At 44.0% G+C, this 17,591-nt stretch carries 18 protein-coding genes and 2 tRNA genes; 7 read left to right on the forward strand and 13 right to left on the reverse strand.

Going from position 1 to position 17,591, the window contains the following annotated elements; translation table 11 throughout:
* Positions 1-18 precede the first annotated feature (18 nt).
* The 9 genes from AAJP47_RS04420 to recN all read right to left on the reverse strand — a co-directional run bounded on the left by AAJP47_RS04420 (position 19) and on the right by recN (position 7,352).
* Positions 19-627: a class I SAM-dependent methyltransferase gene (locus AAJP47_RS04420; protein WP_346716706.1), complete on the reverse strand. Its 609-nt coding sequence runs from the start codon at positions 625-627 to the stop codon at positions 19-21.
* Positions 628-830: 203 nt separating this feature from the next.
* Positions 831-1,829, reverse strand: coding sequence for an SEL1-like repeat protein (locus AAJP47_RS04425; RefSeq protein WP_346716707.1), 999 nt, complete (start codon positions 1,827-1,829; stop codon positions 831-833).
* 61 nt (positions 1,830-1,890) lie between these two features.
* A complete protein-coding gene (gene xerD, locus AAJP47_RS04430) occupies positions 1,891-2,829 on the reverse strand; it encodes a site-specific tyrosine recombinase XerD (protein ID WP_346716708.1) in 939 nt (312 codons plus the stop codon).
* A gap of 91 nt (positions 2,830-2,920) precedes the next feature.
* The gene (locus tag AAJP47_RS04435; protein ID WP_346716709.1) at positions 2,921-3,286 is read right to left on the reverse strand and encodes a cupin domain-containing protein; all 366 of its coding nucleotides are present in this window, start codon (positions 3,284-3,286) and stop codon (positions 2,921-2,923) included.
* A 73-nt stretch (positions 3,287-3,359) separates the two neighbouring features.
* A complete protein-coding gene (tusA, locus tag AAJP47_RS04440; protein WP_346716710.1) occupies positions 3,360-3,686 on the reverse strand; it encodes a sulfurtransferase TusA in 327 nt (108 codons plus the stop codon).
* A gap of 215 nt (positions 3,687-3,901) precedes the next feature.
* Positions 3,902-4,387 carry a hypothetical protein gene (locus AAJP47_RS04445; RefSeq protein WP_346716711.1) on the reverse strand — a complete coding sequence of 162 codons (486 nt, stop codon included), beginning with the start codon at positions 4,385-4,387 and terminating at the stop codon, positions 3,902-3,904.
* Positions 4,387-4,917, reverse strand: coding sequence for a Holliday junction resolvase RuvX (ruvX, locus tag AAJP47_RS04450; protein ID WP_346716712.1), 531 nt, complete (start codon positions 4,915-4,917; stop codon positions 4,387-4,389). The genes AAJP47_RS04445 and ruvX overlap by 1 nt, the downstream gene beginning before the upstream one ends.
* Positions 4,918-4,992: 75 nt before the next feature.
* A complete protein-coding gene (locus AAJP47_RS04455) occupies positions 4,993-5,556 on the reverse strand; it encodes a YqgE/AlgH family protein (protein ID WP_346716713.1) in 564 nt (187 codons plus the stop codon).
* A 116-nt stretch (positions 5,557-5,672) separates the two neighbouring features.
* Positions 5,673-7,352 carry a DNA repair protein RecN gene (gene recN / locus AAJP47_RS04460; protein ID WP_346716714.1) on the reverse strand — a complete coding sequence of 560 codons (1,680 nt, stop codon included), beginning with the start codon at positions 7,350-7,352 and terminating at the stop codon, positions 5,673-5,675.
* Between the two features lie 720 nt (positions 7,353-8,072).
* Here recN and ppnP point away from each other — a divergent pair.
* Both ppnP and rlmB read left to right on the forward strand, forming a co-directional pair.
* A complete protein-coding gene (gene ppnP / locus AAJP47_RS04465) occupies positions 8,073-8,408 on the forward strand; it encodes a pyrimidine/purine nucleoside phosphorylase (RefSeq protein WP_346716715.1) in 336 nt (111 codons plus the stop codon).
* Between the two features lie 259 nt (positions 8,409-8,667).
* Positions 8,668-9,438: a 23S rRNA (guanosine(2251)-2'-O)-methyltransferase RlmB gene (gene rlmB, locus AAJP47_RS04470; protein ID WP_346716716.1), complete on the forward strand. Its 771-nt coding sequence runs from the start codon at positions 8,668-8,670 to the stop codon at positions 9,436-9,438.
* On the opposite strand, the gene coaE is transcribed toward rlmB, so the two are convergent.
* From coaE to pilB, 4 genes are all read right to left on the reverse strand, one after another.
* On the reverse strand, positions 9,401-10,090 hold the full coding sequence (gene coaE, locus AAJP47_RS04475) for a dephospho-CoA kinase (RefSeq protein WP_346716717.1): 690 nt from the start codon (positions 10,088-10,090) through the stop codon (positions 9,401-9,403). The two genes, rlmB and coaE, sit on opposite strands and share 38 nt — an antisense overlap.
* Before the next feature lie 121 nt (positions 10,091-10,211).
* Positions 10,212-11,111: a prepilin peptidase gene (locus AAJP47_RS04480; RefSeq protein ID WP_346717094.1), complete on the reverse strand. Its 900-nt coding sequence runs from the start codon at positions 11,109-11,111 to the stop codon at positions 10,212-10,214.
* A 7-nt stretch (positions 11,112-11,118) separates the two neighbouring features.
* Entirely contained in the window at positions 11,119-12,342 is a 1,224-nt protein-coding gene (locus AAJP47_RS04485; protein ID WP_346716718.1) for a type II secretion system F family protein, read from the reverse strand.
* A 180-nt stretch (positions 12,343-12,522) separates the two neighbouring features.
* Positions 12,523-14,232, reverse strand: coding sequence for a type IV-A pilus assembly ATPase PilB (gene pilB, locus AAJP47_RS04490; protein ID WP_346716719.1), 1,710 nt, complete (start codon positions 14,230-14,232; stop codon positions 12,523-12,525).
* A 502-nt stretch (positions 14,233-14,734) separates the two neighbouring features.
* Here pilB and tpiA point away from each other — a divergent pair.
* From tpiA to rimP, 5 genes are all read left to right on the forward strand, one after another.
* Entirely contained in the window at positions 14,735-15,559 is an 825-nt protein-coding gene (tpiA, locus tag AAJP47_RS04495; protein WP_346716720.1) for a triose-phosphate isomerase, read from the forward strand.
* Positions 15,560-15,776: 217 nt separating this feature from the next.
* Entirely contained in the window at positions 15,777-16,085 is a 309-nt protein-coding gene (gene secG, locus AAJP47_RS04500; RefSeq protein WP_021814138.1) for a preprotein translocase subunit SecG, read from the forward strand.
* 141 nt (positions 16,086-16,226) lie between these two features.
* A tRNA-Leu gene (locus AAJP47_RS04505) sits at positions 16,227-16,311 on the forward strand.
* A gap of 124 nt (positions 16,312-16,435) precedes the next feature.
* Positions 16,436-16,512, forward strand: a tRNA-Met gene (locus AAJP47_RS04510).
* Positions 16,513-16,993: 481 nt separating this feature from the next.
* Complete coding sequence (rimP, locus tag AAJP47_RS04515; protein WP_346716721.1) at positions 16,994-17,494, forward strand: ribosome maturation factor RimP; 501 nt, start codon at positions 16,994-16,996, stop codon at positions 17,492-17,494.
* Positions 17,495-17,591 lie beyond the last annotated feature (97 nt).

The raw sequence follows: 17,591 nt of genomic DNA on the forward strand, positions 1-17,591 counted from the left end.
CATTAAGCTTTTAAAAACTTAGTCTTTGGTCGCCATGGTAATCGTATACGTCTTACCTTGTTTGATCTTTTCGCTGTTTCCAAACACTTCCGTAAATGAGCGTTTCATAAACTGACGCAACCCGTTGATGGTCACCACATAAAAACGTCCGCCTTGGCGCATACGGGCGTAGGCATCTAGGAAATACAAATAATGCTGCTCTTTACCAACTTTGGCAGGTAGGTTTGACATAACAAGGCTAAAGTCTTTGTCTTTTGCTACGTGATTAAAGCCGTTTGATAAATGTACATCGACATTTTTTAGACCATTTTTCTCACAGTTACGGCGTGCGTATTCTACTGCCATAAAGTCTTTGTCAATCAGCGTATGCTGACCATTCGGACATTCACGCGCTGCTGTCATTCCGAGTACGCCATAGCCGCAGCCCAAATCTATTGAATCATCATCCGCTTGGAAATCGACATAATCAAGTAGCATCAAGCTACCATCATCAAGCTTTTGCGGTGAAAAAATACCCCACGTGGTCGCAAAATCAAATGGCTTACCCAGTACTTCTTGGCGAAAATTAATGTCTTCGCGCCAATGTTGGGCGTTTTTTAGTAGGTCAGCAGGCGGTCTATGGCTCATGAGATTCTCAAATAATAGATAAGTAAAAGGGGGTGCGCGGTACAATTAGTTAGCTCACGCAGTATGACGAGTATTGTAACGAGAAAAGGGCAGGTTTGCAGCTAGGGATTGATGGGATTGTTGCAAGAATTGAAGAAAAGTAAGGCACACCTTGCGCCTCTTAACCAAAATAATATCTAACATCATCCTCCTACAATTCTAAATTAATTATTTAGTTCTCGGTAATATTTACAACCACGATCCTCTTCATTCTCACAAGCTTCACCAAACAACTCTATGGCTTTAATTTTATCTTGATCAACACCCTTTCCATTGTAGTACATTTTTCCGAGGCTAAACTGTGCAACGCCTTCTCTCATATCCGAGGCTTCTTCATACCATTTAACTGCCTTAATATAATCTTTAGTAACACCTCGACCTTCTTCATACATAGATCCAACAGTATATTGTGAAAAAGTATTGCCTTGCTCAGCAGCTTTTTTATACCACTTAAATGCTTCTTTATCATTTTTGACAACTACTTTTCCTTCATTGTAAATTTTACCAAGAGCTTTTTGAGAACTAAGGTCTCCTTGCTCAGCAGCTTTTCGATACCACTTGATTGCTTCACCAAAATTTTGAGGAGTGCCTAATCCACTAGCATACATCCAACCAACAAAATATTGAGAATCCTCATTACCTTGATGACCTGCTTTCTTAAACCATGTAAAGGCATTTGTATAATTCTTATTTATTCCTTCACCCACAAAATAAGCTAGAGCAACACTTTTTTGCGCCTCTCTTAATCCTTGATTTGCTGCGGTCTGATACCATTCAAATGCTTTAACCTTATCTTTTGATACCCCTATACCTTTATCATATGCTTCTGCAAGTTTATACTGAGCCTCTACAAGCCCTTGATTAGCTGCTTTTTCAAACCATTCAAATGCTTTTTCATCATCTCTAGGAATACCTTCATCATCAAAAGCGTTTCCAGCATAATTGTCTAATCCTTCAAGCCTATCAGCCATTCTGATGAGGTATCTTCTACCACCCTGACCTTCATAATACATAGTTGCAAGACTAAGTTGAGCACTGGCATTTCCTTGCTTTGCTAAAGATTCAACCATTTCAAAATAGGTTGCCATAGAAGGAGTTGCGATTCCCAATGAAAAGATTATAGAGATAATTCTATAAAGCCATATATTTTTTAATAGTTTCATTATAATTTCTCTTACTTGAAAATATCACTGTGATTGAATTTTCAGTTGAAATAACTATCAATCACCCACGTGGATGATGCTCAGCATGCAACTTCTGCAATCTCGCCGTCGCCACATGCGTATAAATCTGCGTCGTTGATAGATCACTATGACCAAGCAATAATTGCACGCTACGTAAGTCCGCCCCATGATTGAGCAAATGCGTGGCAAAAGCATGACGTAAGGTATGGGGTGAAAGCTCTTTATCGATACTGGCAACTTGCGCGTATTTTTTAAGCAAGTACCAAAAGTTCTGCCGCGTCATATAACCGCCTTGCGCCGTCAAAAACACCGCTTGGCAGTTGCCTGATTTTAGATGCGCAATCAAATCCCCACGCCCATGTGACAGATAATCTTCTAGCGCATCGCTAGCATATTCGCCGAGTGGTACCAGCCGCGTCTTATTGCCTTTACCCGTGATCTGTAGCCAGCCTGAATTGAGATTGACTTGTTCTAATGACAGATTAATCAGCTCACTGACGCGTAGACCGCAGGCATAGAGCACTTCTAACATGGCTTTATCACGTAGTCCCAGTGCGGTGCTGGTATCGGGCGCGGCAAGTAAATTATCAACATCTGCTTCGCTCAAATCTTTCGGCAGTGGACGGCCAAGTTTTGGGCTTTTGATACGCTCACACGGATTGTCCTCACGCAAATTGCTTGCGATCATCCACAGATAAAATTGACGCAAGCTTGAAAGCATGCGTGCTTGGGTACGTGGTGTTTTGCCGTCTTGAGTGAGAAGGGACAAGCAATGCAGCACATCATCAGGCTGCCAACGTGTCAGCGCGATAGGATTGGTCAACTCACAAGAACGCAAATCGCGGACGTAAGCGTTACGGGTGCGCGTCGCCAAACCACGAGCCAGCATGGCTTGACGAAACTCCGTCATATAGCTTGGTTCATCATCGACTGCCAGTGACTTGGGTTGCCTTTGTTGTACAGCACGATCACGGCTCATAAGGTAGTCTCAAAAAATAAACTGTATTTTTGCATTTTGTATTTTGCGTTATGTACTATGTCTTCAGATTCTATAGAGTAAGATTAGCGCATCAAATCCAATGCTGATCTTCTAAAGCAACAGTTACATCATCACTTACGCTACCAGTATGAGCCGTTTGAGCAGGTTCAATCATCATAAAATGCGTATTTGGCTCAGCAAGTGGGCAATGCTCAACCCCTCTTGGTACCACATACATCTCACCTATGCCGAGTTCAATATTTTTATCTCTCATCTGCAACGTGAGCTTGCCTTTGAACACGATAAACAACTCGTCTTCATTATCATGCTGATGCCAAACCAGCTCGCCACTACCTTTGGCTATTTTTACCAATTGACCGTTTGATTCTGCGATGATTTTTGGTGTCCATTCCTCAGTGAATAGAGTGAATTTTTCTGCAATATCAACTTTATTCATCAGTCTTCCTTGTTAGATTTTAGGGGATTCGAGGCAAAATTTTTGAGCAGTTAATTTGCTAACTTATTCATCACTAGACGCTTTTCTTTTTAACCAAATAACGATATAGCGTATTATTTATAGATGTCACATCATCGCCTGCAACCCTGATCTCGTCAGGATCAGCGTCCAAACTCACGTTTTCAGCCAGTGTCTCCTGACCGAGCAGCTCATGACCCAAATGACGACAAAAATTAGGAATGTCGCGAGTGGTGGCAGGATCAGTGGCGAGTATTTCAATCACATCACCGCCCTCTGCTTTGCGAATGGTTCGATGCAGCATCATCACCGGTTCAGGACAGATCAGTCCTTGCGTGTCTAGATGATGGTTGATAGTCGTTTGCATGGTAGAAGTGGTCATAATATATTTTTGATTCAATAAGGTAGGTTTACAGATATTTTGTTATGGGCAATTCAATCGAGAAAAGATATAGAATGCTGGGAAGAATTTTTCGAAGCCTCTGTCGGCAATGGCACAGCAAGCGAGGAAAATTGTTACCAGCATAACTTTTTTATATAATGCTTTTATTTTGAGTCAGCCATGTCTATTTTCTGGCGTATATTCAATCGTGTGAGTTAAGCTTCTTCAACAATATCAGCGTCTTCTTGCATCTCTATGAAGTTAAAGAAGCGCTTAAAAGTCACTTTGAATAAAAAAGCCACGCCCAACCAACAGGACAACCCTAACCATGCGGTATTAGAAAGGATTAACTCACCGACTAAGATTATGGTCGACACACCAATACTGAGCGCAATCATTGACGGTTGATTCAAGCGATAACGATAAATCACCAAGGCATCATAAATGGTGATAGGAATCGTCAGCGCGACCAACGCGTAGGGCAGGTTATAAAACAATTGATACAGCAGCTGATTGTCATGGAACGCTTTAATACTGGCAATGGTGCCAAAAACCACAAAGGCAAGAATCGCCGCATAAATAAGATAAATCGCTATTTGGTTGATACGCTGAGCGCCTTTGATACGCGCAATAGCAAGCGGAGCAAAACCATGTTGCGACTTATTGTGCAAGGCTTGGTCTGAAACAGAGGTCATAGTCATCAATCTGCTTTAATCGCATCGATGGCGATACTAGTATTGGGATCAGCAAAATAAGTGGACATCAGAATACAGGCAGAGATGTCATCAATCGGGTCGCGCTCATGCTTGATCCAGCCATTGTCCCACGCGATCTCTCGTGCAGCAACCGAGGTTAGGCGCTCATCACATAAAGAGACAATAACAGGCAAATGCTGCTCCATGATTCTATGAGCAAGGCGACGAGCGAATTTGTGCGCACGCTTTGATAGCATAGAGCTGCTACCATCCATGTTCAAAGGCAGGCCAACCACCACTTTTGCCACGCCCCATACCTTGATAATACCCAGTAGGTTGTCCCAATCAGGTTGACCGTTATCCATCGCCAAAATATCAAAGGCACGCGCGGTTTCGGTCACCGTATTGCCCAAGGCCATGCCCATCTTTTTGACCCCATAATCTAGAGCCAAAACAAGATGCGGTTTGACCGCCGGTGCAGAAACGCTATCATCAATCGCTTCTATGGCATCTTTTATAAGCGTGCTATCTACCATAATAAAGGGGATTTCCTATGGTTAGGTATGTATTCACAAAGTTTGTGATATAAATGGTACATGAGTTAAAACGTATTAAGCATGACCAATATCGCTGCTGAGATAATCAAAATTCACACCAATTTTATCAGCGGCGATTTGCCAACGCTCTTCAAAGGGCGTATCAAACAATAAGTTTAAATCGGCAGGACACACCAGCCAATCGCCATTACCCAACTCTTTTTCTAGCTGTTTTTTGCCCCAACTGGCGTGCCCCAAGCACAGCTGATAATGCCCAACGCCTTGACCTGCTGCGATACGTTTGAGAATATCTTGGCTGGTCGTGATACAGACGTTTTCTGAAATCGCAAAAGAAGAGGCCCATTCTGGCTGGCCTGTGTGCAACACAAAACCAACTTCAGGGTACATAGGGCCGCCTTCTAAGGCAAAATCTTCCATCACTTGCGGATCAGTCACCTCAATGCTCAAATCCTCCAACAGCTTACCGACTCGAGAGCTTGTCAGTGGGCGATTGACCATCAAACCGAGTGCGCCATATTTATCATGACGACAAATATAGATCAAAGCCTGGGCAAACCTTGGGTCTGACAGCTCTGGTGCCGCAATTAAGAAATGGTGGGTCAAATTGGCTTTAGACATAAAATCAAACGCAACCTAAATAAAGGTGAGAGACCACTATATGGCGATAATGAGTCAAAAATCAACCAAAGCCGTTGTTTATCAACGAGTCGTCAGTGGTTGAGAGTCATGCATTTTTATTTAACATCGCTCAATAGACTACGAGCATGGTCACGCGTGATATCAGTAATGGTCACGCCGCCGGACATACGTGCCAGCTCATCGACTTGCGCATGGCCTGTGAGTATTAGCAGCTCGCTTTCCGTCTGCTCCTGATGATGTTTTTGCACTAGTATATGTTGATGGGCTTGCGCGGCGACTTGGGCTTGGTGAGTGATGGCAAGCAATTGCTGCGTTTGTCCAAGCGTACGCAGCAGCTCTCCGACCACTTGTGCTGTACCACCACTGATACCGACATCGACTTCATCAAATACCAGCATGGGCTTGGCGGCATTGTGATCGGCACTGGTCGCTTGCAGTACTTGCATCACCAGTGCCATACGTGACAGCTCGCCACCTGAGGCGATTTTATGTAGCGGCTGCATCGGCATACCGACGTTGGCACTAAACAATAAATCAATCTCAAAACAACCTTGCGCATTGTACTGACTGGCCTCTGCTTTTTTGGTAAACACAAACTCGCAACGAGCATTGGGCAGTGCCAGAGGTTGTAATTGTTTGATCAGCTGTTTACTGACTTTAGGGGCAGCCTTTGAGCGCGCTGTATTCAATTGTGTGGCTAATGCCAAATAGTCTTGCCAAGCTTGCTCAATTTGCGATGCCATCGCGTCACTGCTTGGCTCATTTTCTAATTGTTCTAACTGCGCTTGCCAATCCTTTGCTTCAACAATCAGGTCGCTTGCAGGCAGATTGTGTTTGCGGGATAAGCGGTGACCCAAGCTGATTAAATTGTCTAATGCTTGCAAACGCTCAGGGTCAGGCAGTTGCTGCTCGGCATAATCTGAGAGAAGCGCGGTCACTTCCGTGATTTGCTGCTGCGCCAAATGTAGCTGTTCAGACGCTTGCTCAAAGGTTGGACTGACACCCACTTGATGGTCACAAAGCTTGATGGCTTGTCCGAGCAAAGTCATGACATCCGGCTCGTCGGTATCATTATCTAGCAGGTGCAAACCGTGACTGGCTTCCGTCATTAGCGCTTCAATATTAGACAGCTCTTCGTGTTCGGCCTCGACCTCTGCATAGTCAACAGCCAGTAAAGGTGCAACATCGGCCAGCTGGTTTTGCAACAGTTGAATACGGTCTTGGCGCTGGGATTCGCGGCTGGCAATGTCATCAGCGCGGCGTTTGAGCTGTTGATACTGCTGGTAGCTGCTGGCCGTTTGGGCAGCAAGAGGCGTTATCTGCGCCATCTCATCGAGCCATTGCACCACAAATTGCGGTTTGAGCAGGGCTTGCTGAGCATGTTGACTATGAATGTTAACCAGTAAGGCACCTAAGCTTTTTAATTCCGACAAGCTTACCGGCGTGCCATTTAACCACGCCTTTGAGCGCCCCGTATTACTCAATTGGCGACGAATCAACACCTCAGGCTCTTCGAGCGATCGGTCATTTCCAACAAACCAATCCGCGACGACCGCATTGTCCTCTACATCGAACTGCGCATAGATATCGGCATGCGCCGCGCCATGTCTGACCATGGCACTGTCTGCGCGCTCGCCCACACACAAGGACAGCGCATCTAATAACAACGACTTGCCAGCGCCCGTCTCACCGGTGATGACATTAAAACCTTCAGCCACGTTCAGCTCATGCTGAGCGATTAACGCAAACTGATGTAAAGTTAATGATACTAGCATCAACGCCTCTCATGACAGACCATGACCTTCAATTGTAAAACTTATTGGTGATAAGCAGTCGTTAGAAGTCATGTCTCAAATAGGATGAATAAAGGAATGAATGGGCTCAATTAATCGGGTTACTAGATACAGATGATTGGCAAATATTATGGTGTTAAATGCGGTTAAATACAAATATTAAAGACCGTTAATATGATACATGGGTTTGTTAAGACTATCATAAAGTTGATAAAAATTGAGCATTAGTCTTAGCTTGTCTTTCCATCTCATTTCTTAAAAAATACGTTATTGGATTAAAAGACAGCTTTTTGGGGCATATCTATTATAATGGTAAGAGCGGCTAAACTACCAAGCAGTAGAAAACAGCACACATCCTATCGGACAGAATTTACTTCGTGCTGTAACAAACTTTATAGAGATAATGTGGTAGCATAATCTCACATAATGATAAACTCTTCCTATAAGTTTTATGCAGCGTATGCCATGACATTACGTCATAATTTCGTAAAAATAGAGGCATATAGTAAGAAAATATGGCAACTGAACCATGACGTCAGCACGTTTTTATAAAACTTGGCTCTATAGATAGCGCACAGGTCTCTAGTACGAAAGCATCCAGCATTTAATGTTGAGCACTTCTTAAAAAACGCCCTCAATAACTGATTCAAATCAGTTACTTATTTTTTAGTTTTACAATAATTATTTGATAAGGAAGCCACTATGACAGCGGCGCAATTTACTAATGTAACCGTCAATGCCCAAGCGACAGTATCTTATGATGGTCGTTGTTCGAGCCATACCATTATGTTCGAAGATGGTCGCCATAAAACATTGGGTGTGATCTTGCCTTGTGATAATTTGGTTGAGCATTATCACTTTAGTACCAATACCTCTGAGCGTATCGAAATCACGAGCGGCGAGTGTGAAGTCAAAATAAATGGTGATGAGGACTTTAGTTACTACCGTGCGGGTCAATCATTCGTAGTCGAAGGCAATAGTGGCTTCAATCTACGCACCGAAGAGATTGTTCAGTATGTCTGCCACTTAGAAGGCTAAGTGGTTGGTTAGTACGCAGGATATACTCATCAGGTAGTGCGCTATCACACTTATTCTGAAGCACTCAAAAAATAAACAATATCCGATTGGTATTGTTTATTTCTTTTTTTGGCAGACATTATTGATAACCAGTCGTTGATTGGTTGGTACAATACTGGTTGGCACAGTATTGGTCAGCACAGTATTGGTTAATGCGATGAAGCCATCTTTTTTATTTTATCGCCCTGCGCGATACCCACTCATATTTAATAGGCCTATTATGGCAAAACCTATTTATTTTTACGGCATTCACGCGATTGATGCCTTACTCGAACACCGTCCGCTTGATGGGCTCAGCTTATTTGTACAGCAAGGACGCGAGAGCGACAGTCATGTACAAGCCATCATGGCGCAAGCTGGTGATAATGGTATTAGTATTCAGGCGGCGCAAAAAGACAAGCTGACACAGTTATGTGGTAGCCCGCAGCATCAAGGTGTTGTGCTTCATGCCCGTCCATTGGGCTTTGCGGATGAAGGCTTACTGGAGACGATTGCTGGACGTGAGCAGTGTTTGTTATTGGTACTCGATCAAATCACTGATGCCCATAATTTTGGAGCTTGCCTGCGTACAGCAGTGGCGATGGGAGTGGACGCGGTCGTTTGCCCTAAACATCATGCAGCAACCTTAACGCCAACCGTTGCCAAAGTATCTGTGGGCGCGGCCGAGATGATGCCGATTATCAGTGTGACCAATTTGGCACGGGCGTTGTCGCAAATTAAAAACGCGGGTGTCTTTGTTTTTGGTACGGCATTGAATGCGGATGCCAAGCCGCTACATGCCGCTGACTTGACAGGTAAGACTGCAATCATTATGGGATCAGAAGGTGAGGGCATGCGCCGCCTGACGACAGAGAGCTGTGATGAGCTGGTTTATATTCCCATGTCAGGCAACGAGCATGGCAACCTACAAAGCTTAAATGTCAGTGTTGCCACAGGCATGGCGTTATACGAGGTCAATCGACAGCGTACTTTAGCTGCTGGGCAAGTGTAAGATACTCTTGGTGCAAGGGTGCAAGTTTGATATAAAGAGAAGCGAGATCACTCTCATTGAGTATGACGTTATCGGCATGACGATTGCGCTCTTCGCGGCTTAGCTGGTTGGTCATGATCGCTTTAATCTTTTGTATGCTTTGTTCGTCACGTCGGCTGGCACGTGCCAACTGAGTGTCTTCAGTGGCATCCATCACCAAAATGCGTTGGCATAAATTGGCAAGTCCCGCTTCTGCGCCTTCAATGAGTAAGGGCGCTGACAAAACCACATAAGGCGATGTGCTGGCCACCAGCTGTGCTTTTGCGGCCTCACGTATCGCTGGATGCGTGATCGCCTCCAAATCAATCAGTGCTTCAGGAGACGCAAACACATGTGTTCTTACCGCTGCGCGATCCATCGTTCCATCACTGTTTAATACCCAATCACCGAATTTTTTCTGGATTTTGCGTAAAGTTGCACTGCCTTTGGCAACGACTTCGTGCGCAATCACATCCGCATCGATAATATCGATACCTTGCTCAGCGAACCAAGCGCTGGCAGCAGATTTGCCACTACCGATACCGCCTGTTAGACCGACGACTAAGGTTTTGCTTTTTGCAGGCAGGCTTTGAGGTTGATGTGAATAAAGGGGAGCGGCGCTATGTTTTGACATAATAATGACTTATCTGACTGATATGATAAAAGTGGCAGTCACCCCTTAAAAAGCCAGTTTTTAAAAATTGACTGACTTCAAAGCGTGAAGGTAACTGCCGAAAATTTGCTAATCTAATTTATTAAGTATACATCCCAAGATACCAGTTGACGATATCTGCGCCATATAATAATGCCACGATACCTGCCACCGCGATATAGGGCCCAAAAGCGAACGGTCGACTCTCACCTTGTTTTTTCATCAAGATCAGTCCAACAATAGACCCAAGCAGAGATGATAATAAAATAATCAATGGCAACATCATGGGACCAAGCCAAGCGCCCAGTACCGCCAATAATTTAAAATCTCCCTGTCCCATGCCGTGTTTTTTGGTGATCAGATAAAATATTTTCACCACTATCCATAGCAACAAAAACCCAAGCAACAAACCCCAGATTGACTGAGTGGGGGAAACAAACCAGCCCTGTGAATTGACGGCCAATCCCAAACCTGCCAATGGAAAGGTGAGACGATCAGGTAGTAGCTGGGTATCAAAGTCAATACCAGTTAAAGCAATGAGCGTCCATACCAAAACCAGCGCTGATAGCCCAGTTGCATTGACACCAAATTGATAAATCACCAATACTGAGAGCAGGGCAGTAACCAGCTCGACCAGTGGGTAGCGTAGACCGATGGACGCTTTACAGTCCGAACAACGACCGCGTAGTACGAGCCAGCTGATTAAGGGGATATTTTCATACCATTTAATTTTGTGCGCGCAATGCGGGCAGCGTGATGCTGGTCGACTCAAGGTAATGGGTTGGTCGGTTGCCACGATAGTGGCCAAAGGCTGAGTGTGTTCACGCGGCATATCGACTTGGTCAGACATAAATTGGCTACATTCTTGTCGCCAATCATAAACCATGGTGAGTGGCAAACGATGAATCACCACATTCAAAAAACTGCCGATACAAAGGCCTAATAGACCAAATACGACCAAAGCCATTGCCATGTTGTCTTGTAACAACGCTATAAATTGCATCAAATCGTTATCCTACCACTGAGCCCATTTGGAATATCGGCAAATACATTGCAATAACCAAGCCACCGACCAACACCCCGAGTACCGCCATAATGAGTGGTTCCATCAAACTGGTTAAACCGTCCACCGCATTATCGACTTCGTTTTCGTAATAAACCGCCACCTTGTCTAGCATCTCTTCTAAGCTACCAGACTCTTCGCCGATACCGACCATTTGAATCGCCAAACTTGGGAATAGGTTGGTTGAACGTATCGAAAACTGCAATTGTTGACCAGTCGCTACATCGTTCTTAATTTGCTGAATGGCATTGTAAAAAACCACATTGTTGGCTGCCCCTGCCGTAGAGTCTAAGGCGTCAATCAGCGGTACACCAGCAGCAAACGTTGTCGCTAACGTACGAGCAAAACGAGCGATGACGGCTTGATAAGCGATATTGCCAAATATAGGCGCTTTTAATGCGGCTCTATCTAAAAAGTCACGGAATTTTTTAGAGCGTTTTTTGCCTTCTGAAAAACCGACAATTGCGCCGCCAATAACGGCAATCAAAATAAACCACCATGACTGCATCCACTCAGACATACCTACTACCATCTGTGTGAACGCGGGCAATTCAGCACCAAAAGACTCAAATAATCCAGAGAATACGGGAACCACTTTGATTAGCAGAATCATGGTAACGATGATGGCCACAATGACAACCGCAATGGGATACTTCATGGCTTTTTTGATTTTGGCTTTAAGTAATTCACTTTTTTCTTTATAGGTCGCCACGCGCTCAAGCATGGTTTCAAGCGCACCTGATTGTTCACCAGACTCAACCAACGAGCAAAACAGATCATCAAAATAGCGCGGATGTTTTCGCAGGGCTGAAGCAAACGTGCCCCCAGCTTCAATGTCCGCTTTTATCTGCAACACCAAGTCTTTCATGCTCGGATTGTCGAGCGAGTCGGCCACAATCTCAAAAGATTGGGTCAAGGGCACGCCCGCTTTCATCATCGTCGCCAACTGACGAGCAAAAATAGCAATATCGATGGGTTTGATGGATTTTTTGAAAGTATAGAGGGGCTTCGGCTTTTTCTTAATGCCTTTGACTGTAATGCCTTGCTTACGCAGTGTTGCTTTAGCAAGCTCCAAGCTACGACTGGTCGTTTCGCCTTTTACTTTTTGTCCGCGCCGGTTTACCCCATCATAGACAAAGTCTAACAGCGCATCCGTCTTAGCTTTTGCCATGGCATTACCCTCAAAGTTATTGCTCTTAAAAATTGTCTGATTGGATATTACAATTTGGATATTAAGATATAGCAACGATAGACTATTCAATCGTGCGAAATCATATACTGTATTTTAACGTAAAAAACCAGTGTCTATCTGTTTTATTTTTAAGTGCTTCAGTTCATTATCAAAGGATAATTATTCAGAAGTCACGCGCATCATCTCTTGGATGCTGGTAACCCCTTGCAATACCTTTAAAATCCCAGAGCGCCGCAAGTCACGGAAACCGTTTCTAAGAGCTGCGTCTTTGATGTCGATGGCGTTGCCGTCTTCCATGATAATGCGTGAAATATCAGGACTGACTTTCATCACTTCATAAATACCCACACGCCCTTTATAGCCTTCCCGGCATTCGTTACAACCGACAGGCTCGTAAATGACATTGTCTGCATTATCCAAATCAGTATCTGTAAAACCAAGTTCTAATAGACTTTGGCGGGGAATGCTAAGGGGTTTTTTGCAGTTTTTGCACAAGCGCCGTGCCAAGCGCTGAGCGATAACCAGATTGACAGAGGTGGCGATATTAAAAGACGCCACACCCATGTTGCGCAAACGCGTCAAAGTCTCGGGTGCTGAGTTGGTATGCAGGGTTGAGAGAACCATGTGACCTGTCTGCGCCGCTTTAATCGCAATTTCCGCCGTTTCGAGATCACGAATCTCACCTACCATGACGATATCAGGATCTTGACGCAAAAATGACTTGAGAGCATTGGCAAAGGTCAGCCCCACTTTAGCGTTCACATTGACCTGATTAATACCTTCTAGGTTAATCTCTACGGGGTCTTCAGCGGTTGAGATGTTGGTTGAGCCAGTATTTAAAATGTTGATACCTGTATAAAGCGAGACCGTTTTACCAGAACCCGTAGGACCCGTAATGAGGAGCATGCCTTGCGGTTTGTGCAGCGCCTCTAAAAACATCTCTTTTTGATCAGGCTCGTAACCCAATGCTTCAATGCCAAGCATGGCTGAAGAGGGATCCAAAATACGTAGGACAATTTTTTCACCAAACAAAGTCGGTAAGGAGTTCACACGAAAATCAATGGCTTTACTTTTAGAAATCTTGAGTTTAATACGTCCATCTTGCGGGACACGGCGTTCGGAGATGTCCATTTGTGACATTACTTTTAGACGGGCCGCAATTTTCCCTGCCAATTGTACTGGCGGGCTGGCCATTTTTTGCATGACCCCATCAACACGGAAGCGAACGCGATACGTTTTTTCGTAAGGCTCAAAATGTAAGTCAGAGGCACCCATTCGAATGGCATCAACCAGCATTTTATTCACAAACTTCACAACAGGCGCTTCATCGACACCATCTGTCAGCTTGGTTTCACCTTCCTCTTCTTCGCCCTCTTCAAACCCCACATTCAAATCGCCGTCAGAGAAACTGTCGAAGTTTTGCATGCTATCGGCATACAGATTTTCGATGTGCCTTTTTAGTTTATCTTCTTCGACGACCAGGGTTTCAACGGACAAGCGAGAGTTAAAGGCAATCGCATCAATCGCATCTACGCGTGTTGGGTCACTGAGTGCGACAAATAAGCGTTGTCCGCGCTTAAAAAGCGGCAAAGCATTAAACTTACGAACAATTTTTTCGTCCACCAAGTCTTTTGGCACGACATCGACACTCAATGCATCAAGATCAAATAAAGGATCACCAAAGGATTGGGACAGCATTTGGGCAAGATCATAAGCATTGGCCAATTTATTATCTACTAGATAAGGGACTAACCCAATCTGTTGCTGCTGCGACTCGGTTTGCGCCGTCTTCATATGCGCTTCGCTAACGATACCTTCGCTGATCAGCTGCTGCGCCAATCCACCATATTTACTCGCTGTGACAGACATTACGACTTCTCCTTAATACTCAGTACTGTGCATCCTTAGTTAAAACTCACGCACTATTGATAGCATTTGACAGACATCTTATTTAAGTCGTCACCAACCTTTAACTTATTGTATAAGAGTGGATGGCGCGTTACTTTTCAAAAGATCCCAATATTGCTTTAAAAGATATCAATATCGCTATGTGCAACCGTTCATGTTTTTTAATCAGGTGTGCCGTTACTAGCAGCTTAATGGTTTAACTATTTGATAAAATTGTTTTGATAAAGTTGTATGGTTTAATGATGGTATAAAATAAAGAATGGGCTTAGTGTAGATACTTTATATGAACTATTAAACCAGTAATATAGAAAAAAACACCGCGTCGTATCAAGTCAGTAGCCAAGGCCTCTTAAACGTCTGTTTGTTTCTGGCAGTAGCATACTATAGCACTTGTAGATTATTTGTTATACTGACGCGCATATTAGCCGAATTGGCATAAACACATGAGACAAGGTAGATGAATATGCAAGCTTGGGTAATTGGCAATTGGAAGCAAAATCCAGCAACGAGACATGACGTCAATGCGTTATTGGACAATCTATTGACTGAGATTGATGCCAAAGCGCAAGCTAATACGTCGCTATTAGGCAGTCATTCAGACAGACATTGTCAGTTGATGGTGGCACCAAGCTGTATCCATTTGGCTGAAGTCAGTACGCGTTTAAAGCATAGCCCAGTAATATGCGCCGCTCAAGACATTAGCGAACATAGCGCCAACACTGGGGCGTACACAGGGGACTGCTCAGCCAAGCAAGTTGCAGATTCGGGAGCCACTTGGACACTACTTGGTCATTCTGAGCGTCGCCAGTACCATAGTGAAGCTCATGATAGCCTAGTCAAAAAGCTAACGCATGCTTTTGCACAAAACCTGAGGGTTGTATTCTGTATTGGCGAAACTCAGGCACAATACGATAATAAGCAAACCCTTGAAGTGATTGATACGCAGTTATCAGTTATCAAAGACTTAATGACTCAGCAACCAGAGCTGGTTGCATCGCTTGCTAATCGCTTAATCATCGCCTATGAACCTGTGTGGGCCATTGGTACGGGTAAAGTGCCAACCGTAGAGGAAGTCAGTAAGACTCACGCGCATATCAAACAAACGGTTGCAGGTTTTGCTTCTACAGCAGATAACATGACGGTTTTATATGGCGGCAGTGTCAATGCTGAAAACGCGGACAGTTTTGCGGCCGATGCTATGATCGATGGTGCCTTGGTGGGCGGTGCTTCCTTAAAAGCAGAGAGTTTTTTAGCGATCGCCAATGCTTTTGAACAAGCCCATAGTTAATGGCACTAAACAAAGCTTAGGCAGGGCACAGCCAACGGACATGCAAAATGTCTTTATCAGTTAAAAAAAGTAAGTTTAACAGTGCCCTTGCAATCGTGTACAATGCGCCTTATTTATATAATCGATTTTGCGTCATCAAACGCTAATCGTCATCCTTATTGAAAGTTAAGATTTATTTTCTGTTATCAGTCGTCATTATGCGGCAAAAGAGGCCACCATGTTTACGTTTATATTAGCCCTGCACATTATTGTGGCGATTGCCATGATCGGCTTGATTTTGATACAGCATGGTAAAGGGGCAGACGCAGGCGCTTCTTTTGGGGCAGGCTCATCAGGGACCGTGTTCGGTGCGGCTGGTACGGCCAACTTTTTGACCCGTGCAACGGCGGTATTAACGGTTATATTCTTTATCACCAGTATGACGCTTGCGGTTCATGCCCGTAAACAAGCTGAAGATCAGTTTCGTTTAGATGCGCCTGTTTCAGCACCGCAAACGCCGCGCCCATTGACACAGAATCCTGAGTAAAGGTCTTTTAAGCAAGCAGCCCTTGCTATTTTGGTGGGTTAGATTTACAATGCTGTTCTGTTTTTACAGCGCCTTTGCTATCGACGCCTACCTTAAGCGTCATTAATGATACATTGGTTGCTAGAAAAACATAGGTAAAATGCGATTGTGGTGGAATTGGTAGACACGCCATCTTGAGGGGGTGGTGGCGCAAGCTGTGGGGGTTCAAGTCCCCCCAATCGCACCAAGTTTTAATACGCTGCACAGCGTAAGGTTCTGTTTTATAGTCGTCATTTGGTTCATTTAAATTTATTTTAAAATAAACATTGACACATCTATCAAACCTCCCTATAATGTGCGTTCTAGATTGATGCGGGGTGGAGCAGTCTGGTAGCTCGTCGGGCTCATAACCCGAAGGTCGTTGGTTCAAATCCAGCCCCCGCTACCACTTTTTATACTGATGTTTTGTATACTAAATTTGTCAGTAACGATTAGCCCACCATTATGTTTGTGGGTTTTTTTGTATCTGACGGTCAGTGTTATCGCGGTATCTATCCTACTTGTGCTAATCTCTAGGTCTATAGAGTACAACACTCTTCGTCACTTGCCGCTATCAATAACGCGATTTTCCTTAAGCAACACTATCTATTACTCCTGACTCTTTTATCGATAGTACTGCTTTACGAATAATAAAAGCATTGGCTGATTGAGCTTGATGTTTTCTATGCTCATCCTTATATAAAAGCACAACACACAAAGATTATGGTTTAAAATACAATAGTGACCGTGATGTCTACCAGCAAAAGTAACTTTGACAGCTTCGACAGCGAAAGAGACTTTGAAACAGACACATTAAAAGAGCACCATTAGAATTTTGCGACGGTTTACTAAGTACGATAGATCAGTGAATAGGAAAATATAAATAGATTATGAAGCTTTCGACCAAAGTTGCAGAACTGACCAATATTATTGCCCCTGCCGTTGCCGCTTGTGATGTGGCGCTATGGGGTATAGAATTTGCACCACAAGGCCGCCGCTCTTTGTTACGTATTTATATTGAGGCATTGCCAGAAGAGCAAGCTCAAGATAAGCAAGTAACCATCGAAGACTGTGCTGCCGTCAATCACCAAGTGAGCGGTATTCTTGAGGTACATGACCCTATTGCTGGCGAGTACATTTTAGAAGTATCCTCACCAGGATTTGATCGTGCATTTTTCTCAGATGAGCAAATGCATGCCTATGTTGGTCAAAAAGTAAGCTTGCGTTTGATTCAAGCCATTGGTGAAGGTGATCAAAAGCGCCGTAAAGCAACGGGTACTTTAGATAGTATCGATGCCAGCTCATTAATGCTGACGTCAAGTGATGGCGAGCAGTTTGAGATTGCATTAAGCAATATTGATAAAGCCAATTTGGTTTATGAAGACGCATAAGTCTTATAAAAATGTATAGTCTATTGCAATGTTTCACTTGAGCTCATGTTTATATATTCGGTTGGTTAATGTTTGATACATCAAAATATTACTCTCC

The sequence above is a fragment of the Psychrobacter halotolerans genome (assembly GCF_039680845.1).
In the GTDB taxonomy this organism is placed as follows: Bacteria; Pseudomonadota; Gammaproteobacteria; order Pseudomonadales; family Moraxellaceae; genus Psychrobacter.